A 20,588-nucleotide genomic window follows, 5' to 3' on the forward strand; every position below is an offset into this window, starting at 1 on the left:
TCAGACCCCGAGGTACGCCTCGCGCACCCGCGGGTCGTCGGCGAGGTCGGACGCCTTGCCCTCGAGCACCATCGAGCCGCTCTCGATGACGTAGGCGCGGTCCGAGATCGCGAGCGCCTGGGCGGCGTTCTGCTCCACGATCAGCACCGTGACCCCGGTGTCGCGGATCCGGGTGATCGCCGCCAGGACCTGGGCGACCAGGTTCGGGGCGAGCCCGACCGACGGCTCGTCGAGGGTCAGGCAGGTGGGGCGGGCCATCAGGGCCCGGCCGATCGCCAGCATCTGCTGCTGGCCTCCGGACATCGTGTCGGCCCGCTGGTAGCGGCGCTCGGCCAGGATGGGGAACAGGTCGTACACCTCGTCGAGGGAGGACCGGACCGTCGACCGCGACTGGGAGTAGGCGCCCATCTCGAGGTTCTCGACCACCTGCAGGTTGCCGAAGAGGGCGCGGTCCTGGGCGACGTGCACCAGTCCCGAGCGGACGATCCGGTGCGCGGCCCGGCCCTGCACCTCCTGGCCGTCCAGCCGGATCCGGCCCGCGGAGGTCGTGACCAGCCCGGCGATCGCGCGCAGCGTCGTGGTCTTGCCGGCGCCGTTGGCGCCGATCAGCGAGACGATCTCGCCGCGGTCGACGTGCAGGGACAGTCCGTGCAGGATCTCCAGGCGCCGGTAGCCGGCGTGGACGTCGTCGAGCTCGAGCATCATGCGTAGTCCTCTCCGAGGTAGGCCTCGACGACCCGGGGGTCACGGATGACCTCCTGGGGGTCGCCGAGGGCGAGCTCCTGGCCCTGCGCCATCACCAGCAGCCGCTCGGACAGGGCCATCACCGCCGCCATGATGTGCTCGACGAACATCACCGTGACGCCGTCGGCGTGGATCTCGCGGAGCAGCTCGATGATCGGCGCCCGCTCGGCCGGCACCAGCCCGGCGAGGACCTCGTCGAGCAGCAGCAGCCGCGGCTCCAGGGCCAGTGCCCGGGCCAGCTCGAGCCGCTTGAGACCGGCGGTCGGCAGGCTGCCCGAGGGCGAGTGGACGTACTCGGCGAGCCGGACCCGCTCGATCACCTCCAGCGCGTGCTGCCGCGCCGCCCGGCGCGAGCGGTGCCGGTGGTGCGTTGCGACCGCGACGTTCTCGAGCACGCTCATGCTCTCGAACGGGCGCATCAGCTGGAACGTGCGCACCAGGCCCACGCCGGCGACCCGGTCGGCGGACCAGCCGGTGATGTCCTGGCCGTCGAAGACGACCCGGCCGGTCGTCGGCGTCAGCTGCCCGGCGAGCAGCGAGAACAGGGTCGTCTTGCCGGCGCCGTTGGGACCCACGATGCCGAGGAACTCGCCCTCCGTCACGGTCACGTCGATGTCGTCGACGGCCCGCAGGCCGGAGAACGACTTGGTCAGCTGGTCGACCTGGAGCAGGCTCATGAGCGGAACCGATCGCGCAGGGTGCCGTAGATGCCCTTCGGCATGAACAGCACGATGAGGATGAGCAGGGCGGCGTACACCGCGACGTCGAGGCCGCTGAGGCCCTCGAGGAACGACAGGAACCCGGGCGGCTCACGGAGTACGTCGGCGATCCACTCCGAGAGCGGGCCGACGATCAGGGCACCGACGAGCGGGCCCCAGATCGTCCCGATGCCGCCGATCACGGCCGGCACGATCGCGTTGACCGAGACGGCCGACCCGAAGGCCTGCTCGGGGCCGACGAAGAAGTAGTACTGCGTGTAGTAGGACCCGGCCAGCGAGGTCAGGGCGCAGCTCGCCGCCACGGTCACCAGCCGGACCCGCATCACGTGGATGCCGAGCGAGGCCGCCGCGACCTCGTCGTCGCGCACCGCCTGGGCGTACTGCCCGGTGCGGGAGTGCACGAACCAGATGGTGCCGAGCAGGCCCAGCGCCAGGATGGCCAGCGGGATCCAGAAGTAGAACGAGCTCCCGGCCTTCCACTGCATCATCGTCCAGGAGTCCTCCGAGAGGATCGGGACGTTGAAGCCCTCGGTGCGGTTGAGGAAGTCGAGGTTCTGCACGCCCAGCAGGAAGACCTGCGCGAAGGCGAAGGTCGCCAGCGCGAAGTAGGCCCCGGCCAGCTTGTAGCGCAGGCACAGGAAGGCGATCAGGCAGCCGGCGGCGGCCGAGATGACGGCGCCGACGACCATCGAGATCCACGGCGAGACGCCGTGCTCCACGAGCAGGTAGGCGCTGGTGTAGGCGCCGATGCCGAAGAACGCGGCGTGGCCGAAGCTGAACATGCCGCCGTAGCCGCTCATCAGGTTCCAGCCGACGGCCATGATCGCGAAGATCAAGGTGCGGACCGCGACCGTCTCGGTCTGGTCGTCCAGGACGAGGGGCAGTACGGCGAGCACCGCGACCAGGACGCCGAGCACGGCGTAGGAGCGGGCGGCGCTGCGGTCGCGCAGCCGCGGGTCGTCCGCGGCGACGGTGGCGGGGCGATCGGTGAGGGTCGTCATGACGCCGCCTTGATGATGCCCTCGGGCCGGAAGAACAGGACGAGCACGAACACCGCGAAGACCAGGATCAGCGAGCCGGTGCCGGGGAAGTAGAGCGCCCCCACGGTCTGCACCAGGCCGATGATGAGCCCGCCCAGGAGCGCGCCGGTGACGCTGCCGAGGCCGCCGAGCACCACGATCACGAACGCGAGGATCGTGAACTGCTCGCCGACCGTGGGAGTCAGGCTGAGGAAGGGCGCCATCAGCCCCCCGGCGACGGCGACACAGGCCGCCCCGATGCCGAAGGTGAGGGCGTAGATGCGACGGACGTCGACCCCGACCAGCGCGGCACCCTCGGAGTTGGCCGAGACCGCACGGATCGACATGCCGAACGAGGTCCGGCGCAGGAAGAGCAGCAGCGCCGCCGAGACCAGGAGGGCGCCGCCGAAGGCGATCAGCCGCTCGTACGACGCGACCGCGCCGAAGATGTCGATCGAGCCGTCCACCGAGCCGGGGACCCGCAGCGGCCGACCACCGAAGATCATCAGCAGCACGTTGATGATCAGCAGGCTGAGCCCGAGGGTCACCAGCAGCGGCCCCTCGTGGCTGCCGGCCAGGGTGAGCTTGTTCAGCAGCGCGGCCTGCACGACCACGCCGAACAGGAACATCACCGGCACGGCGAGCAGCGTGGCGACGTACACCGGGATGCCGCCCGAGGTCGTCATCTCGTAGACCAGGTACATGGCCAGCGTGAGCATGGCGCCCTGGGCGAAGTTGACGATGCCGAGGACCCCGAAGATCAGGGTCAGGCCGACCGAGACCAGGGCATAGACGCCGCCGAGCAGCAGCCCGGTCACGACGGACTGGGTGACCAGCTCGTTCGAGCGCTGGCCCACGGCGTAGACCAGGACGATCGCGACCAGTACGGCCGCCACCACCCCGAGCGGCACCGCCGCCTCGGAGGCCCGGCGCGTCCCGCCGGGGTCCGGGGGCGCCGGTGACGCCGTACCCGTGATCGTGGGTTCCGTCATGTCCTCTGCTCCTCGTCGATCTCAGCGGCTCGCCGGCTCATCGGCCGACCGGGTAGACGATGTCGGCGGTCTTGAACTCGTCGGGGAAGACCTGCTCGACCCGGCCGTCGCGAATCTGCATGACCGTCACCGAGGCGTTCTCGTTCTCACCCGTCTCGTCGAAGGCGATCGGCCCGCCGAACTCCAGCAGCGGGTCGTCGATCTCGAGCTCCGCGATCGCGTCGCGCAGCTCCTCGGGGTCCTTGGACCCGGTCTCCTCCAGGCCACGGGCGATCACCACGACGGCCTGGTAGGCCAGCATCGCGGAGGTCTCCATGGTCCGGCCGTACTCCGCCTCGAAGCGGGCGCGGATGTCCTGGGCGCGGTCGTCGGTGGCCGCGTAGTGGTAGTTCGCGCTCAGCAGGTCCGCCCCGGCGGGCCCGGAGTCGGCCGGGAACGCGCTGTCGTCGAAGCCCCCGTTCGCGACGCCGTACACCGCGTCGACGTCGCCGCCGAGGGCCCGGATCGCCTGGGCGATGAGCAGGCTGTCGGGGTAGTAGCCGGTCACCGCGACGACGTCGGGCTTCGCCGCGAGCGCCTCGCGGACCTGGGTGGTCGCGTCGGTGAAGTTGGTCGCCGGGTAGGTCACCTCGGACACCACCTCGATGCCCTGCTTCTCGGCCTCCTCGGTGAAGGCGTCGTAGACGCTCTGGCCGAAGGCCCCCTCGATGTGGAGGTAGGAGACGGTCTTGACCGGCTTGCCGTTGGCCGCCGAGAGCTCGGCGAGCGCGACCGCGCCGCCCCGGCCCATGTTGGAGGCGTTGGGCTGGATCCGGAAGGTGTGCTCGTAGCCCTGCTCGAGGATCACGTCGTCGACCGCGACGTCGATCACCAGGGGCACCCGGTTGCGCTCCGCGACGGCGGAGACGTTGGCGGTCACGTCGCTCTGGTAGGTGCCGATGAGCGCGACCGCGCCCTCGCTCACCAGCCGCTGGGCCTCGATCTGCCCGGCGTCGGCGGTGCCCTTGCTGTCACCGTCGCGCAGCACCAGCCGGTCACCGTCCAGGGACTCGATGCCGCCGGCCGCGTTGAGGTCGGCGACGGCGAGCTGGGCGCCTTCGTGCATCATCTCGCCCTGACCGGCGAGCGCTCCCGTCAGCGGGTGCACCGAGCCGATCACGACCTCGTCGTCGGCCGGCTCGTAGCCACCGCAGGCCGACAGGGCAGCCGACATCGCCACGGTGCCGAGGAGACCGACCACAGCGAGGGGAAGCTTCTTCATGGTGCAGGACCGTCCTTCCGGGCCAGACGGCTGCGGAACCGTTCCCGTGGGAACGCCTTCCGAGCCAGGCATCGTTTCGCTGAGCGGGCCGTTCAATATGCGAACTGGTCCAGACCAGCGGGATCGCCGTCACTATTGCATGCCTCGTGCCCGAAATTCCAGAGGCTCATGCGTCGACGTCGCTTCTGTTACCGTTTCCCCTAGCGAAACGAATGCGGAAAGGCGAGGTGCGCGATGAGCGCAGTCCCCCCATCGGCCGTCGAGCAGGAGACCCCCGGCGGCACCGAGGCCGCGGACCGGGTCGCCGACGTACTGCTCCTCTTCGGGCGCTCCGACGACCCGCTCGGCGTCTCCCGGATCGCCCGCGACCTGGCGCTGAGCAAGGCCGTCGTGCACCGGATCCTGCGCTCGCTCGCCTCGCGCTCGCTGATCCAGGCGGCACCGGGTCGGGCCGCCTACGTGCTGGGCCCCGCAGCGGCCGGGCTCTCCATCCGGGCCTGGAGCCAGCTCGACCTGCGCTCCGTCGCCTCGCCGGTGCTGCGTCGGCTGCGCGACCGGACCCGCGAGACGACCACGCTCTCGGTGCTGGTCGGCGACCAGCGGGTCTACCTCGACCAGTTCGAGAGCCCGCAGGAGGTGAAGATGGTGATCGAGATCGGCCCCCGCTTCCCGCTGCACTCCGGCGCCTCCAGCCGCGCCATCCTGGCCCATCTGCCCCAGCCGTTCATCGACTCGGCCGTCCGTCAGCTGCTGCAGCAGCAGGCCGAGACCGACGTCGACGCCTATCTCGCCGGGCTCGCCGAGATCCGGGAGCGCGGCTACGGAATCTCCCTCAACGAGCGGGGCACCGGCGCCGCGTCCATCGCCGCCCCGTTCTTCGACGCCGCCGGCAACGTGCTCGGCTCGATCAGCGCCTCCGGGCCGATCTTCCGCTACAGCGACGAGTCCGACGAGGAGCAGGACCAGCAGATCCGGCTCGTGCTCGAGGCCGCCGGCGAGGTCACCGAGCGGCTGCGACCCGACGTCCACGCCTGACCGACCCCCTCCCAGGAGGACCCGTGCTGCCCCGCTCGTTCCTGTACGTCCCCGGCGACCGACCCGACCTGTTCGACAAGGCCGCGGGCGGGGCGGCCGACGCCGTCGTACTCGACCTCGAGGACGCCGTACCCCTCGCGGGGAAGGCCGCCGCGCGCGACGCCGTACGACGCTGGCTCGACACCGACAATGCCGACATTGCCGGCTCCGCCGAGGTGTGGGTGCGGGTCGACCCGCTGGGAGTGGCCGCCGACCTGGACGCCGTGGTGCACCCGCGGCTCGACGGCCTCTTCGTCGCCGGCTGCACGCCCGCCGTGCTGGCCCAGGTCGCCGACGGAGTCGCGCAGCTGGAGCGCGAGCGCGGGCTGACTCCGGGCGCGGTGCGGCTGGTCGGGCTCGTCGAGAGCGCGGCCGGGATGCTCGCGCTCGCCGAGATGGCCGCCCACCCGCGGCTCACGGCGTTCGGGATCGGGGAGGTCGACCTGCTGGGCGACCTGCGGATGGCCCGTTCCTCCCGCACGGAGGCGGCCGTGCTGCACCTGCGGACCCAGGTGGTCGTGCACAGCGCCGCGGCCGGTCTCGAGGCGCCGGTCGCGCCCACGTCCACGGACTTCCGCGACCTCGACGCCTTCGCCGAGAGCACCCGGCTCGCGCTCGACCTGGGCTTCCGCTCGCGGACCGCCATCCACCCCGGGCAGGTCCCGGTCATCCACGACGTGCTGACGCCGAGCGCGGAGGAGGCCGAGGCGGCCCGCGACGTCGTACGCCGGTTCGCGGCCGCCGACGGCGGGGTCACCACCGACGCCGCCGGTCGGCTCATCGACGCCGCGGTCGTGCGCGGCGCGCGCGAGACGCTCGCGCGGGCGGGGTCCTAGCGACCGTCCGGGTCGTCGCCGGGGGCCGGCGCGACGTCATCCGGACGGAGCAACCGGTTGCTCCATCCGGATGACGCTGGCGGGGCGGCCGGTGGAGACAGTCCCCGGGGTGGCGACGTCGGCCCAGACGCCGAGGTGACCCTGATGGTGACGCGCGAGCGTGCGGAAGACGTCCCGGTCGGTCTCCAGCCCGGGCTGCGCCCTGGTGACCATCGTGCAGCGGGTGCAGGGCTCGATCGGACGGACGGTGGCGTCACCGACCTGGAGGAGGCGCCCGACCCAGCCGTCCTCGATCCACCCGTCGCCCTCGAGGTCGATCAGGATGTTCGGCCGGAAGCGGCGCGGGTCCCAGACGCCGTCCGGGTGCAGATGGGCGCCGGTCCGCAGCGACACGGTGGTGAGGACGAGGAGTGGGGCCGCGTCGACGTACCTACCCTCCGGCATCGTCCACTCGATCGCCTGGCTGGTGTCGTCGGTGGCGTCGGCGAAGAACTCGGCCCGTCCCGGATCCGTCCCCCGCGACGGCACCAGCGAGACCGGGCCGCCCAGCCACTCCGACAGCAGCCGGTCGGTCGACTCGCCCGGACCGACGGCGACCCGGCCATCGGGAAGCGTGATGACCGGCAGGTCGTCGTCGTACGACGCGGACGCCGCGAGCAGCTCGGGCCGGCGGCGCGCGGTCAGGATCCGATCCGTACCGCCGTCGCGGATGCCCCACCGGCGATCGCCGACCAGCCCGTCGGGCTCGATGCCGGCCACGGCCAGCTCCTCACCCTGCAGCGACTTCACCGGGTATCGCCACAGACCGACGACCTCCATGCCCACCTCCCGCACTCCACCTGGATCTCAGCACAGGGTGGGACGCGCGGGCCGATCGTGTCCAGGTCCCGCACCGAACCCCGGGCACGACAGCACGGGCACGAACGGGTGAGCGGGCGGCGGCACCCGGTGCCGCCGCCCGCTCGGCGTGAGCTCAGCGCTTGCCGGAGCGCTTGACGAACTGACCGCGCGGGTCGCCGACGACCGCACCGTCACGCAGCACGGCCGCACCGCGCAGGTAGGTGTCGGTTACCTTGGCCGTGAGCTCGAAGCCCTCGAACGGGGTGTACTCCTGGGTGGACAGGGAGTCCTCGGCGCGCACCTCGTAGCTGACCTCGTCGTCGACCAGGCAGAAGTCGGCGTCCTTGCCCACGGCCAGGTCGCCCTTCTGGGACAGGCCGAAGCGCTCGGCGGGGTTCTTCGCCGTCAGCTCGGCGATGGCGCCGTACGACAGACCGCGGCGGCGGCCCTCGGTGATCAGGCCGGGCAGCAGGTACTCGGTGCCGCCGAAGCCGGACTTGGCCAGGAAGACGTCGTCCTTCGGCTCGCCGAACTTGGTCTCCTCCTTGCAGCAGGCGTGGTCGGAGGTGACCCAGGAGAAGTTGCCCGCGAGCAGGTGCTCCCACAGCGAGTCGACGTCCTCGGGCGAGCGCAGCGGCGGGTTGACCTTGCCACCGAGGTTCGCGGTGTTGAAGTTGGCGACCAGGTGGCCGACCGTGACCTCGCGGCGGAAGTTGATGTGCGGGAACGTCGCCTGCATCATCATCGCCGCCTCGATCGCCTTGCGCGAGGTGAGGTGGAGCAGGTTGATGTTCGGCAGCTCGGTCTCGTGGGCGAGGTACGACGCGATCGTGATCGCCAGGCCCTCGGAGTGCGGCGGCCGCGACGCGCTGTACGCCTCCAGGCCGGTGAGCTTGCCCTCCTGCTCGACCAGCTTCGTGTAGGCCCGCATGATCTCGGCCGTCTCGCAGTGCAGCGACAGCGAGATGGCGTCGCGGTCGGCGGCGAACCGCTCGTCGTTGCGCGCCTTCTGGATGCCGCGCATCACGAACTCGAAGTGCGCCAGGTCGTACGACTGGTCCTCGGGCAGCATCAGGAACGAGCCCTGGTCGGCCGAGCGGCCGTGCAGCCCGTGGCTGCCGTAGAACATGAAGATCTTGAACGACGGGACGCCGTACTCCTCGATCATCATCGGGATCTCGTCGATGTGCTCCTCGAGGATCGGAGCGACGTGGAAGGCGTAGTCGACGTAGGCGCGACCGTCGGTGGCGGCCAGTACGTCGGGGAACACCTCGCGGTAGGGGCCGGTCCGGTTCAGGTAGTAGGCGCCGGTGCGGATGTAGGTGATGCCGGAGGTCACGCCGCCCTGGGCCGAGGCCCGGCTCTCGGTCTCGGCGTCCTCGCCGAGCTCGTTGTAGATGCCCCAGTGCTGGTGGACGTCGACGACACCCGGGAAGAGCAGCTTGCCGCCGGCGTCGAGGACCTCGACGCCCTCGGTGTCGAGCGACGGCTCGATCGCCGTGAAGACGCCGTCCTTGACGCCGACGTCGAGCCGCTCGGGCTCGTGCCCCGGGCGGACCACTCGCGCGTTCGTGATGATCAGGTCGTGCTGGGCGTTGTTCTGCTGGGCCATGGGGCTCACCCTTCGCTCGTGCTGCTCGTCGTGGTGTCGGTCGGGTCGTGCGGGTCCACCGTCGTCAGGGGCGCGAGGACCGCACTGACGTCGGGGTAGGTCTCCAGCTCGGCGCAGGCCCGAGCCAGGTCCTCGACCTGGCTCGCGCTCAGCGTCCGGCCGGCGTTGGCGCGGAACTTCGCGGTCAGCTCCTCGAAGGACAGCGGCCGCTGCGGGCCCCCACGGGTGGTGAGGACCTCCTCGACCAGCTCGGTGCCGTCGCTCAGCCGGGCGGTGAGCACCGCCGGGAACTGGGTCGGGAAGATCGCCGTGCAGCGGTCGTCGGGCACGACGTCCACCTTGGCCATCAGCGCCCGGCGCTCCGGGTCGCGGGCCAGCTCGTCGGTGTAGTCCTCGACGCCGGCGCCGAGTCCGGAGCCGCCGAGCAGGCCGACCGCGACGGCGTACGGACCGCTGAACTGGGCCATGTAGCCGGTCTCGGGGGTGCGCTTGACCTCGATCGGCTCGCCGATGGTGCGCAGGTTGGGAGCGGGTACGCCGAGAGTCAGCCGCTCGACCGACTCCGGCGTGACGCCCCGCTCGCGCAGCCGCCCGGCCGCGTCGACCGCGGCGTGCGTGAAGTGGTTCGCCGGGTAGGGCTTGAAGAAGATGTCGGGCACCGCCCAGGTCTCCCCCAGCCCGTCGGTGATCGCGCTCGGGTCGAACTCGCCGTGCAGCCAGGCCTGGTAGAAGCCGAACCGGCCCTCCAGGACGGTCGGCGGGCCGGTCAGCCCGAAGGCGACCAGCTCGGCGGCCGAGACCGCGGCGTGGGCGGCCCAGCCGCAGTGCAGCCGCTTGACGGTGCCGCCGGTGCGGTTGGCCTCGATGATCCCCGAGGCCATCGACGCCGCGACGCCGAGTCCGTCGACGACCGCGTCGGCCTTGCCGCCCATCAGCACGGTGGCGGCGACGGAGCCGCCCATCGCGCCGCAGATCGAGGTGGCGTGCTGGCCGTGCTCGAAGAAGGTGGAGTTCTTCGCGACGTCGTCGTACCCGGCCATGCCGAGGCGGACGCAGGTCTCCAGGCCCAGGGCGATCGCGCGGACCAGCTCGGCCCCGCTCGCGCCCTCGCGCTCGGCGACGGCCAGCGCGACCGGGACGATCGTGGCGCTCGGGTGCAGGACCGACGGCAGGTGGGTGTCGTCGTAGTCGAGGGAGTGGGCGAGGACGCCGTTGACGAACGCCGCCAGCCCGGCCGGCAGCCGCTCCGGGACGCCGACCGCCGAGGCGACGGGGTTGCCACCCTGCGAGCGGGCCCAGGCGCGGGCCGCGCGGCTGGTCTCCAGCGGCGCCGCCGCGACGGCGATGCCGACGGTGTCGAGCACCCGCTTGCGGACGCTGTCGACGACGGCCTCCGGCAGGTCGTCGAACCCGGTGCGCTCCGCGAAGGCGCCGAGCAGCTGGGCCAGGGTCGGGTCGCTCATCGGCTGCCCCCGGACCGCAGCGCCAGCGGGCGCACCGGCGAGCCGGTCGCCCCGAAGATGTTGAGCGGCACCAGCACGAAGGTGAACTCGCTCCAGCCGGTCGCGGCCAGGCCCTCCAGGTCGAGCGCCTCGATGATGTAGATGCCGTGCTCGACGAGCAGCACCCGGTGGGCCGGCAGCAGCGCGTGGCCGCCGCCCGGCGCGAGCCGCTCGAAGGCGATGGTGTCCGCGCCGGCCGCGTGCACACCGCGCTCGGCCAGCCAGATCGCGCCGGCCTCGCCGACCCCGGGCACGCCCGACGGTCCGCCGACGTACGGCGCGCCCTCGGCGAAGCGCGAGCCCCAGCCGCTGCGGATGAGGACGACGTCGCCGGACTCGACGCTCACGCCCTGGCGCTCGGCCGTGCCCTCGAGGTCCTCGACGGTGATCTCGTAGCCGCCCTCGCAGTGCGGCACCCCGAGGTGGCCGGCGACGTCGAGCAGCACGCCGCGGCGCACCATGGGCTCGATCGTGTGGACGCCGAGCTCCTCGTACTTGCCGCCGATCCCGGCCGCGACCGCGTCGACCCCGCCGTACATCTTGCCGTCGAACGAGACGTGCGCGAGGGCGTCGATGTGGGTGCCGACGTGGGTGCCGGTGCTGATCATGTCGTTGGCGGCGCTGCTGCCGTCGGAGCGGACCATGTCGCCGTGCCGCCGCGGCAGGGTGTGCCAGAACTGCGGGTGGTTGGGCGACTGCGGCATCCCGGTCCGCAGCTGGCGGCCCAGGTCGACCATCTCGACCCCGGTGCGTACGGCGTCGAGCAGTGCGTCATTGGTCGGCGTCATCGCACGACCTCCTCGTCCTTCATCGTGGTGATCTCCTCGGCGGAGTAGCCGAGCTCGTGGAGCACTTCGTCGGTGTCCTGGCCGATGGCGCGGCCGGTGAAGCGGATCCGGCCCGGCGACTCGCTCATCCGCCACATGACGTTGTGCTGGAGCAGCGGTCCCAGGTCCTCGTCGTCGACCTCGATCAGCATCTCCGTCTCCCGCACGTGCGGGTCCTCGGTGATGTCGCGGGCGTCGTACACGGCGGCGATGGCGGCGCCCGCCTCGGTGAACGCGGTCAGCACCGTCTCGCGGTCGCGGGCGGCGATCCAGCTGCCGACGTGGTCGTCGAGCAGGTCGACGTGCTCGGCGCGGCCGGCGCCGGTGGCGAACCACGGCTCGTCGATCACCTCGGGGTGGCCGACCAGCTCCAGCACCCGCTCGGCGATCCGCTGGGCGCTGGTGGAGATCGCGACCCACTTGTCGTCGGAGGTGCGGTAGGTGTTGCGCGGCGCGTTGTTCGTCGAGCGGTTGCCGTGCCGCTGCGGGATCTCGCCGAGCTGCTGGTAGACCGTCGGGCCGGGTCCGACCGCGGTCATGATCGGCTCGAGGATGCTGAGGTCCACGACCTGCCCGCGGCCGGTGAGGTCGCGGTGCCGCAGCGCCATCATCACCGCCGAGGACGCCGCGATGCCGCAGATGCTGTCGGCCAGGCCGAAGGCCGGCAGGGTCGGCGGGCCGTCGGCCTCGCCGGTCGCGGCGGCGAAGCCGCTCATCGCCTCGGCGAGGGTGCCGAAGCCGGCGCGGCTGCTGTAGGGGCCGGTCTGACCGAAGCCGGTCAGCCGGACCATCACGAGCCCGGGGTTCTCGGCGAGGAGCACGTCCGGCCCGAGGCCCCAGCGCTCGAGCGTGCCGGGCCGGAAGTTCTCGACGAGCACGTCGGCGGTGGCGGCGAGGCGACGGAGCACCTCGGCCCCGCGGGGCGCCTTCAGGTCGAGGGCGAGCGTCCGCTTGTTGCGGCTGATCTCCTTCCACCACAGCGGAACGCCGTCCTTGCTGCGGCCGTGGCCGCGCATGTTGTCGCCGCCGCGGGGGTGTTCGACCTTCACGACGTCGGCGCCGTAGTCGCCCAGGATCTGGCAGCACAGGGGGCCGGCCAGGATCGTCGAGACGTCGAGGACCTTCAGGCCGTCGAGTGGTGCGGGAGCGGTGGTCACATGGACTCCGTTTCGCTAGGAGAAACACCCGGGACGGCCTTTACTGTAGCCCGTACCGCTCCGGGCGTGAAGCACTGCCCGCAGGACGCCTTGCTCGGGCCTAGCCCCGGCCGTACGGTGGCCGCATGAGTTCCGCCGAATCGTTTCTCCTGCCGGAACGCACAGCGACGGCCATCGGCGACCTGGTCCGGGCCGTCGCGGTGCCGTACGACGCACTGCCCGCCCCGGTCCGCGCGCGAGTGCCGGTGGTGCTGACCGACCTGCTCGGCGTGACCGCCGCGGGGATGCGGACCCCCGAGCTGCAGGCGCTGGTCGCCGCCTGGCCGCTGCCGCCCGGGCCGCACCCCCTGCCGGGCACGGGCCACCGGACCACGCCGGAGACGGCCGCCCTGCTCGCCGCCACCGCGGCCTGCTCCCAGGAGCTGGACGAGGGCAACAAGCACGCCGCCGGCCACCCGGCGGCGCACGTCGTGTTCGCCGCGATCGCGGCCGCCCAGCAGTCCCCGCACCCCATCGACGGGCGCCGCTTCCTCGGCGCGGTCGCAGGTGGCTACGAGGTCGCGGCCCGCTTCGGCCGCGCCGTACGCCGTGACCCGGCCTGGCACCCGCACGGGCACTGGGGCGTGACGGGGGCGGCGTACGCCGCCGCGACCCTGCTCGGGGCGACGCCCGCGCAGGTGGCGGCGGCGGTCGACGCCGCGACCGGCCTGATGACCGTGGCGCCGTGGGACACCGTGCTCGCGGGCGACCCGACCCGCAACCTGTGGATGGGCCAGGCGAACCTGGCCGGGCTCTCGGCCGCGCACCTCGCCCGGGCCGGCCTGGTCGAGAACCGCGGCGGCGCCGCGGCCGCCCTCGCCCTGGTCGGCGAGCTCGACCCCGACCTCCTGGTGAAGGACCTCGGCACCCGCTGGCTCGCGGCGGAGGGCTACCTCAAGCAGCACGCCGCCTGCTCGTTCACGCACGCCGCGATCGACCTGGTCCTGTCGTTGCGTGCCGCCGGCCGGTGGACCCCCGACGACGTCGCGTCGATCCGGGTCGGCATCCACTCGCTGGCCGCGCCCCTGCTCGGGCGGTCGCCCCACAGCCGGCTGTCGGCGATGTTCTCGCTGCCGTTCGCCGTGGCCACCGCCGCGGTCAACGGCGCCGTCACGCCCGCGACCATGGAGCCCGGGACGCCCGCCTTCGACGCCGCCGACGCGTTCAGCGAGCGGGTCACGGTCGAGATCCTCGACGAGCTCGACGCCCACCTGCCCGGGCGGCGGGTCTGCGAGGTGACCGTCTCGCTGGTCGACGGGACGACGCTCGCGCTCGCCCAGCCGGACCCGATCGGCGACACGGCGCACTTCCCGTTGGACGACGCCGTGCTGGTCGCCAAGCTCGACCGGCTCCTGGACGCCCCCGGGACGGGCGACCGGCTGCTGGCCGCCCTGCGGCGACTGCCCGACGAGCCCGACGTGGTCGCCGCGCTCGCCGCTGTCGTCGAGTGACATGAATCGGCCCCTCCAAGGGGGCCGAGAGGGGCCAGTTCCTGGCACTCGACGCGAGCGGGGCTCAGCCCAGCAGTGACGGCAGCCCGGCGACGCTGGGCAGCAGGTGCGTGTGCGGCTCGCGGCCGAGCTCGGCGGCACCGAAAGCGCCGGTGAGCACGCCCACCACGTGGCCGGCACCCGCGTGCGTGCCGGCGGCGAGGTCGTTCGGGGTGTCGCCCGCGACCAGCACGTCGCGGACGTCGAGGACGCCGGTGCGCTCCATGCAGCGGAAGACGAGGTACGGCGCCGGCCGGCTGATCGGGACCTCGTCGGACGTGGCGATCGCGTCAACCGTGTCGTCCGAGCCGCTGCCGACCGTCCAGCCGAGGCCGGCCAGGATCGACTCGGCGATCTCGGCGGAGTAGCCGGTCTGCAGCGCCACCTTCACGCCGCGGACCCGAAGCTCGGCGATCGCCTCCGGCACGCCGGGGAGCGGGGCCGGCGGCGTCTCGCGGTAGGCGGCGACCAGCCGCGCGGAGAACTCCGCGAAGACCTTGTCGACGTCGGGGTCCGCGGTCGGGGCACCCTGCGCGGCCAGCAGCCCGGCGACCGCCTCCCGCTTGCTGGTGCCCTTCCAGAGCGCGAGCAGGTCCGTCGGCACCGGGCGCCCGGTCGCCTCGGCGACGGTCTGCTCCAGCACGCGGTAGACCAGGCCGCCCTCGTCGACCGTCGTGCCGGCCATGTCCAGGGCGGCGAGACGGAACGGCAGGCGATCGGGCAGCGCGGTCGTCGTCATCGGACGACGGTACCCCCCGCGAGCCGTCGTCCACCCGGGGTCGTCGATGATCGGCCCGTGACCCCTCCCGCGGCTCCTACGCCCGACCTGGTCGTCGTCGGCGCCGGCATCGTCGGGCTCGCGCACGCCGCCGAGGCCGTCGAGCGCGGGCTGCGGGTGACGGTGCTCGACCGCGACGAGCACGCCGTCGGGGCGTCGGTCCGCAACTTCGGGCACGTCTGCACGACGGCGCAGTCCGGCGAGGCGCACGACCTGGCGCTCGTGGCCCGGGAGCGGTGGCTGCGGCTGTCGTCGCTGGCCGGGTTCGAGGTGTCGCGGGCCGGCACCCTGGTCGTCGCCCGCACCGCGGCCGAGCTCGGCGTACTGGAGGAGCTGGCCGCCTCCCGGGGCTCCTCCGAGGTCGTCCTGCTGACCGCCGACGCCGTCGCCGCGCAGCTGCCCGGAGCTCCCGGGGTCGTCGGCGGCGCCCACCTGCCCCTGGACCTGCGGCTCGACCCGCGCGCCGCGCTGCCGGCGCTGGCCGCCTGGCTGCGCGCCTCGGGCGTGGAGCTGCGCTGGGGCACGTCGGTCGGTGCCGTGCACGAGGGCGGGGTGCTCACGTCGTCCGGCGAGGTCGCCGCCCCCGCGGTCGTGGTCGCGGTCGGCCACGATCTGGACCGGCTGCTGCCGGGGACCGCCGCCGAGTGGGACGTACGCCGCTGCCGCCTCCAGATGCTCGAGGTCGCCCCGCCCGGCGGCCGCACGATCGAGCCCGCCGTGCTGACCGGCACGTCAATGCTGCGCTACGGCGCGCTGGCCGCCCAGCCGTCGGCTCACCTGGTGCGGCGCGAGATCGAGTCGCGGGCGCCGGAGCTGCTGGAGGTGGTGATGAACCTGATGCTCACCCAGCGCCCGGACGGGTCGATCGTGCTCGGCGACACCCACCACTACGCGCGAACGCATCAGCCGTTCGACGACGAGCGCCTGGCCGACCTGCTGCTCCGCGAGGGCGCGCGGCTGCTCGGCTCGCCGCTGACCGTCCGGCGCCGCTGGCGCGGGGTCTACGCCGACTCGCCGCAGACCGACTTCCTGGTCGCGGCGCCGTACGACGGCGTCCGCGCGGTCGCCGTCATCTCCGGCATCGGCATGACCACCGCCCTCGGGCTCGCGCCGGTGGTGCTGGACGGCCTGCTGGGGTAGCGGCGGGGTAGTCCGTCACACCAGCGGGAGGATCCGGCCCCCAGACCCCCCCTGTGTGACGGAGTATCCCGCCAGCACGACCCTCAGGCGGCTTGGGTGAGCTTGCGGGCCTGCTGCTGCAGACGGGCCTGGGCGGCCCGACGGACCTTCGGGCCCTTGGTGGTCATGGCCCAGAGCAGTTTGGTCTGCGCCGGCAGGTTCTTCGCGTTGGTGGTGGCCATCCAGCCGTTGGGCAGCGAGAGCCGGACCACCTTGTGCCAGGCCGAGTAGACCTGGGCCGGCAGCGGGGCCTCGTGGTAGTTGAGCTCGTACTTGGCGAACAGCGCCTTCACCCGCGGCGCGACCTCGGCGTACCGGTTGGACGGCAGGTCGGGGAAGAGGTGGTGCTCGATCTGGTGGGACAGGTTGCCGGACATCAGGTGCATGGCCTTGGAGCCGGAGATGTTGGCGGAGCCGAGCATCTGGCGCAGGTACCACTCGCCGCGGGTCTCCTTCTCCGGGATCGACTTCTTCTCGAAGGTCTCGACGCCCTCGGGGAAGTGACCGCACATGATCACCGAGTGCGACCACACGTTGCGCACCAGGTTCGCGGTGAAGTTGGCGGCCAGGGTCGGCAGCACGGCACCGAACGGCAGCGCGAGCGCCGGGTTGACGACGTAGTCCTTGGTGGCCTGCTTGCGGATCTTCTTCAGGGTGCTCTTCAGGTTGGCCTTGAAGGCGTCGCTGCGCTTCTCCTTCGGGATCGCCAGGTTCTTGCCGAGCTCGAGGTCGTACGCCGCGATGCCGTACTCGAAGAAGCAGGCGTTGATGAAGTTCCACAGCGGCTGCGCGAGGTACATCGGCACCCAGCGCTGGTCCTCGTCGACGCGCATGATGCCGTAGCCGAGGTCGTTGTCCTTGCCGACGATGTTCGTGTACGTGTGGTGGATCTCGTTGTGGCTGTGCTTCCAGGCCTCCGCCGTCGAGGCGTTGTCCCACTCCCAGGTGGTCGAGTGGATCTTCGGGTCGCGCATCCAGTCCCACTGGCCGTGCATGACGTTGTGGCCGATCTCCATGTTCTCGAGGATCTTGGCGACCGACAGGCCCACCGTGCCGACCACCCAGGCCGGCGGGAACGCCGAGCCCAGCAGCACCGCGCGCGAGCCCAGCTCCAGGTTGCGCTGCACCTTCACGATCTTGCGGATGTACGCCGCGTCGCTCTCGCCGCGAGCCTCGAGGATCTCCTGGCGGATCGCGTCGAGCTCGACACCGAGCTGCTCGATGTCCTCGGGGGTGAGGTGGGCCGTGGGGTTGACGGGCTGCTTCGTGATGACGGTCATGGCGGATGCCTTTCGTCGCAGTTTCGGTGATCGAGTGCCCCGCGAGGAACGAGCGGGGTGTATCGAGATCAGTGGTCGATGTCGCACGCGCCGGCGGCGGCGCTGATGCAGGTCTGGATCGGGACGCCCTGGGGGCCGGTCTCGCCGGGGACGGCGGTGGTGATGGCGCCGTTGCGCAGGTCGCGCACGGCGCCGGAGCGCATCGGGAGGACGCAGCCCATGCAGATGCCCATCCGGCAGCCGCTGGGCATCAGGACGCCGGCGTCCTCGGCGGCGTCGAGGATCGGGGTCGCACCGTCGGCGTCGAGGGTGATGCCGTTGGTGAAGGTCACGGTGCCGCCATCGCCGGGCTCGACGAGCTGCGGGCGGAACCGCTCGGTGGTCAGCTCCAGGCCGCGCTCGGCGTGGTGGGCCTCGAGCGCGTCGAGGAGCCCGGCCGGTCCGCACGCGTAGGTGAGCCGGTCGTCGAGGTCCGGCACGAGGGTCGCCAGGTCGCTCACGTCGAGCAGGCCGTGCTGGTCGTCGTACCGCTCGTGCAGGGTGATCGCGCCGCGGGCGCCGAGCGCGCGCAGCTCCTCGCGGAAGATCGAGGCGGACTCGCTGGGGTTCACGTGGACGAGGGTGATGTCGGTGGCCGGCGACGTCGCCCGCGAGAACAGGTTGCGCAGCATCCCGATCACGGGGGTGATGCCGGAGCCGGCGGTCACCAGGAGCAGCTTGCGCGGCAGCGGCTGGGGCAGCACGAACTCGCCCTCGGCCTGCGCGAGCTGGATCATCTCGCCGGCCTGCGCGCGGTGCACCAGGTAGTGGGAGACGGTGCCTCCCGGGATGGCCTTGACGGTGATGCTGATGCAGCGGTCGGGGCGCGGCCCATGGGTCAGCGAGTAGGTGCGCCACAGGCGCACGCCGTCGACGTCGACGCCGACCCGGACGTACTGCCCCGGCACGTGGCCGTCCCAGTCGCGGCCGGGCTTGACCACCAGCGTCGCCGAGTGGGCGGTCTCGGCGACGACCTCGACGATCCGGCCGCGCAGCTCGGTGCCGCGACGCAGCGGGTGGAAGTGGTCGAGGACGTCGTCGAGCGCGAGCGGGGTGACCGCGGCATCGGCGACGCGGCGCAGCATCCCGCGCAGCGAGCGGGTCGCGGCGGGAGTCGTACGGGGCATGGCGGAGGCCGTCATGTTCCTACTGTCGTCCAACAGAGCGAGTAAAGTCCTGTCCAGATGACGTGAACCGAGCATGATTTCTTGTTCACTGAGGACAAAGGAGTACGCCGTGGCGCGACCGCCCAGCCGTCGTACCGCCGGGCACGGGCTGCGGCTGCCCGCCCGAGCGGTGAGCGAGATGCGCGCCGAGCTGCCCGAGGTGGCCGAGCACGCGGTGACCGCGATCATCGAGGAGGTGCCTAGCTACACCGACGCGTTCAGCGGGCCGATGGGCGAGACCATCCGAACCGCGGTGCAGCTGGCGCTGGCCGGCTTCCTCTCCCTCGCGAGCGGCCGCCGCGGGGCCGACCTCCGCACGCCCGCCGCCCCCTCGGTCGAGGGTGCCTACCAGCTCGGCCGCGGCGAGGCCCGCAGCGGCCGGTCGACCGACGCGATCCTCGCGGCGTACCGGATCGGCGCCCGGGTCTGCTGGCGGGAGATGTCCTCGACCGCGGTCGAGGCGGGCATGGACGGCCAGACCCTCGCCGCCTTCGCGGAGCTGGTCTTCGCCTACATCGACGAGCTGTCGGCCGCCAGCGTCGCCGGTCACGACGACGAGTCCGCGACCTCGGGGCGGGTGCGCCAGCAGCTGCTGGACCGGGTCGCCCAGCGGCTGCTGGACGGGTCCCCGGCCGAGGCGGTGCTCGAGGCCGCCGTGCGGGCCGACTGGGACCCGCCGACCACGCTCACCGCGGTGCTGGTGCCGGCCGCGCAGCTGCGGCCCGTCCTCGGCGCCATCAGCCCGGACGCGCTGCGGGCCGTCGACCTGCCCGGCCTCGACGACGACGCGCTGGTGCTGGTCCCCGACGCGCACGGCCGGCGCCGCCCCGGGCTGCTCCGGGCCCTGCGTGACCGGGGTGCGGTCGCCGGCCCGGCCCGGCCGTGGGAGCAGGTGCGGGCGTCGTACGACCGGGCGCGCCGGGCGCGGCTGCTCGGTCTGGAGGTCGACACGGAGACGCAGCTGCCGGAGCTGGTGCTCACCGCCGATCCGGACGCGCTCGCCGACCTCCGGGCCCGGGTCCTCGCCCCGCTCGCCGACCTGCGCCCGGCCGCCGCCGAGAAGCTCACCGAGACGCTGCGGGCCTGGCTGCTCCACCTCGGCCGCCGCGACGACGTCGCCGCTGCGCTGTTCGTGCACCCGCAGACCGTGCGCTACCGGATGGGGCAGCTGCGCGAGCTGTACGGCGAGCGCCTCGACGACCCCGAACTGGTGCTCGCGCTGACGCTCGCGCTGGGGGTGTCGAAGACAAACTCGAAATAGCACCCATCCGCTCCGGCGCCGGCTCCGAACCCCTGACGACCAGACACACCTACGGAGGGATGAGTTCGATGAAGCACTTCATCACCGGCATCGCCGTCGCCGCCACCACCGCACTCGCACTCGGCACCGTCGCCCCAGCTCAGGCGGCGGAGGCAGGGTCCGCCGACCGGAGGGCAGGCACCAAGAGCCTGGCCCGGGTGCTCGCCGCCGACGGGAACCGCTTCGACAAGAACTGGCAGGACTTCGACATCCTCGAGCGGGGGGTGCTGACCGTCCTGAAGGCCAAGCCGGACAGCGCGGTCGCGCTGCTCACCCAGGGCCGCAAGCGCGCAACGGCGTTCCTGCCGACCGACGCGGCGTTCCGCGCGCTGGTCAAGGACATCAGCGGCACCGCCCCGCGCACCGAGCGGGCGACCTTCAAGGCGCTCGCCTCCGTCGCGGACGTCGACACGCTCGAGAGCGTCCTGCTCTACCACGTGGTCGCCGGCAAGACGCTGACCTCGAAGAAGGTCGTCAGGGCCGACGGCATGCGGATCACGACCGCCAACGGAGCCAAGGTCGGCATCCGGGTCAACGGCAAGCGGGTCGTCATCACCGACCTCGACCGCAACGACCGCAACGCTCGGGTCGTGGCCGTCGACGTCAACAAGGGCAACCGGCAGGTCGGGCACGCGATCAACCGGGTGCTCCGTCCGATCGACCTCCCCTGACCCTCCCTCCGGGACAGACCCCCGCCGAGTCAGCAGAAATGGAGGCCCGAGTCAGCACTACTG

Annotated in this window: 19 protein-coding genes; 6 read left to right on the forward strand and 13 right to left on the reverse strand. The window is 72.4% G+C overall.

Features of this window, described 5'->3' with window-relative positions; translation table 11 throughout:
* The 5 genes from MUB56_RS03140 to MUB56_RS03160 are packed head-to-tail and all read right to left on the reverse strand — an operon-like array spanning position 1 to position 4,735.
* The gene (locus tag MUB56_RS03140) at positions 1 to 705 is read right to left on the reverse strand and encodes an ABC transporter ATP-binding protein (protein WP_244930461.1); all 705 of its coding nucleotides are present in this window, start codon (positions 703 to 705) and stop codon (positions 1 to 3) included.
* Positions 702 to 1,421, reverse strand: a complete 720-nt coding sequence (locus tag MUB56_RS03145) for an ABC transporter ATP-binding protein (protein WP_244930462.1) — start codon at positions 1,419 to 1,421, stop codon at positions 702 to 704. Before MUB56_RS03145 ends, MUB56_RS03140 begins: the two co-directional genes overlap by 4 nt.
* Positions 1,418 to 2,464, reverse strand: a complete 1,047-nt coding sequence (locus tag MUB56_RS03150; RefSeq protein WP_244930463.1) for a branched-chain amino acid ABC transporter permease — start codon at positions 2,462 to 2,464, stop codon at positions 1,418 to 1,420. Before MUB56_RS03150 ends, MUB56_RS03145 begins: the two co-directional genes overlap by 4 nt.
* Entirely contained in the window at positions 2,461 to 3,474 is a 1,014-nt protein-coding gene (locus MUB56_RS03155) for a branched-chain amino acid ABC transporter permease (protein ID WP_244930464.1), read from the reverse strand. Before MUB56_RS03155 ends, MUB56_RS03150 begins: the two co-directional genes overlap by 4 nt.
* A gap of 37 nt (positions 3,475 to 3,511) precedes the next feature.
* Positions 3,512 to 4,735 carry an ABC transporter substrate-binding protein gene (locus MUB56_RS03160; protein ID WP_244930465.1) on the reverse strand — a complete coding sequence of 408 codons (1,224 nt, stop codon included), beginning with the start codon at positions 4,733 to 4,735 and terminating at the stop codon, positions 3,512 to 3,514.
* A gap of 234 nt (positions 4,736 to 4,969) precedes the next feature.
* On the opposite strand from MUB56_RS03160, the gene MUB56_RS03165 reads away from it, so the two are divergent.
* Complete coding sequence (locus MUB56_RS03165; RefSeq protein ID WP_244930466.1) at positions 4,970 to 5,770, forward strand: IclR family transcriptional regulator; 801 nt, start codon at positions 4,970 to 4,972, stop codon at positions 5,768 to 5,770.
* A 23-nt stretch (positions 5,771 to 5,793) separates the two neighbouring features.
* Positions 5,794 to 6,645, forward strand: a complete 852-nt coding sequence (locus tag MUB56_RS03170; RefSeq protein ID WP_244930467.1) for a CoA ester lyase — start codon at positions 5,794 to 5,796, stop codon at positions 6,643 to 6,645.
* Positions 6,646 to 6,681: 36 nt separating this feature from the next.
* On the opposite strand, the gene MUB56_RS03175 is transcribed toward MUB56_RS03170, so the two are convergent.
* The 5 genes from MUB56_RS03175 to MUB56_RS03195 form a co-directional block, all read right to left on the reverse strand.
* Entirely contained in the window at positions 6,682 to 7,464 is a 783-nt protein-coding gene (locus tag MUB56_RS03175) for an MOSC N-terminal beta barrel domain-containing protein (RefSeq protein WP_244930468.1), read from the reverse strand.
* A 154-nt stretch (positions 7,465 to 7,618) separates the two neighbouring features.
* Entirely contained in the window at positions 7,619 to 9,097 is a 1,479-nt protein-coding gene (locus MUB56_RS03180) for a dihydroorotase family protein (protein WP_244930469.1), read from the reverse strand.
* Between the two features lie 5 nt (positions 9,098 to 9,102).
* Positions 9,103 to 10,560, reverse strand: coding sequence for an MmgE/PrpD family protein (locus tag MUB56_RS03185; RefSeq protein WP_244930470.1), 1,458 nt, complete (start codon positions 10,558 to 10,560; stop codon positions 9,103 to 9,105).
* The gene (locus MUB56_RS03190; RefSeq protein WP_244930471.1) at positions 10,557 to 11,387 is read right to left on the reverse strand and encodes a cyclase family protein; all 831 of its coding nucleotides are present in this window, start codon (positions 11,385 to 11,387) and stop codon (positions 10,557 to 10,559) included. The genes MUB56_RS03185 and MUB56_RS03190 overlap by 4 nt, the downstream gene beginning before the upstream one ends.
* Complete coding sequence (locus tag MUB56_RS03195; RefSeq protein ID WP_244930472.1) at positions 11,384 to 12,583, reverse strand: CoA transferase; 1,200 nt, start codon at positions 12,581 to 12,583, stop codon at positions 11,384 to 11,386. The genes MUB56_RS03190 and MUB56_RS03195 overlap by 4 nt, the downstream gene beginning before the upstream one ends.
* Before the next feature lie 125 nt (positions 12,584 to 12,708).
* Between MUB56_RS03195 and MUB56_RS03200 the strand changes: the two genes are divergently transcribed.
* Entirely contained in the window at positions 12,709 to 14,073 is a 1,365-nt protein-coding gene (locus tag MUB56_RS03200; RefSeq protein ID WP_244930473.1) for an MmgE/PrpD family protein, read from the forward strand.
* A 64-nt stretch (positions 14,074 to 14,137) separates the two neighbouring features.
* Here the strand turns inward: MUB56_RS03200 and MUB56_RS03205 are convergent, their stop codons facing one another.
* On the reverse strand, positions 14,138 to 14,851 hold the full coding sequence (locus MUB56_RS03205; RefSeq protein WP_244930474.1) for a phosphonatase-like hydrolase: 714 nt from the start codon (positions 14,849 to 14,851) through the stop codon (positions 14,138 to 14,140).
* A gap of 57 nt (positions 14,852 to 14,908) precedes the next feature.
* Here MUB56_RS03205 and MUB56_RS03210 point away from each other — a divergent pair, with 57 nt between their 5' ends.
* On the forward strand, positions 14,909 to 16,030 hold the full coding sequence (locus MUB56_RS03210; protein WP_244930475.1) for a TIGR03364 family FAD-dependent oxidoreductase: 1,122 nt from the start codon (positions 14,909 to 14,911) through the stop codon (positions 16,028 to 16,030).
* An 83-nt stretch (positions 16,031 to 16,113) separates the two neighbouring features.
* On the opposite strand, the gene MUB56_RS03215 is transcribed toward MUB56_RS03210, so the two are convergent.
* Both MUB56_RS03215 and MUB56_RS03220 read right to left on the reverse strand, forming a co-directional pair.
* Entirely contained in the window at positions 16,114 to 17,349 is a 1,236-nt protein-coding gene (locus tag MUB56_RS03215) for an acyl-CoA desaturase (protein WP_244930476.1), read from the reverse strand.
* A 68-nt stretch (positions 17,350 to 17,417) separates the two neighbouring features.
* Positions 17,418 to 18,530, reverse strand: a complete 1,113-nt coding sequence (locus MUB56_RS03220) for a ferredoxin reductase (protein ID WP_244930477.1) — start codon at positions 18,528 to 18,530, stop codon at positions 17,418 to 17,420.
* Between the two features lie 94 nt (positions 18,531 to 18,624).
* Between MUB56_RS03220 and MUB56_RS03225 the strand changes: the two genes are divergently transcribed.
* Positions 18,625 to 19,815 carry a helix-turn-helix domain-containing protein gene (locus tag MUB56_RS03225; RefSeq protein ID WP_244930478.1) on the forward strand — a complete coding sequence of 397 codons (1,191 nt, stop codon included), beginning with the start codon at positions 18,625 to 18,627 and terminating at the stop codon, positions 19,813 to 19,815.
* A 68-nt stretch (positions 19,816 to 19,883) separates the two neighbouring features.
* The gene (locus tag MUB56_RS03230; RefSeq protein WP_244930479.1) at positions 19,884 to 20,525 is read left to right on the forward strand and encodes a fasciclin domain-containing protein; all 642 of its coding nucleotides are present in this window, start codon (positions 19,884 to 19,886) and stop codon (positions 20,523 to 20,525) included.
* The last annotated feature ends 63 nt before the right edge of the window (positions 20,526 to 20,588 follow it).

Source organism: Nocardioides sp. W7 (assembly GCF_022919075.1).
In the GTDB taxonomy this organism is placed as follows: Bacteria; Actinomycetota; Actinomycetes; order Propionibacteriales; family Nocardioidaceae; genus Nocardioides.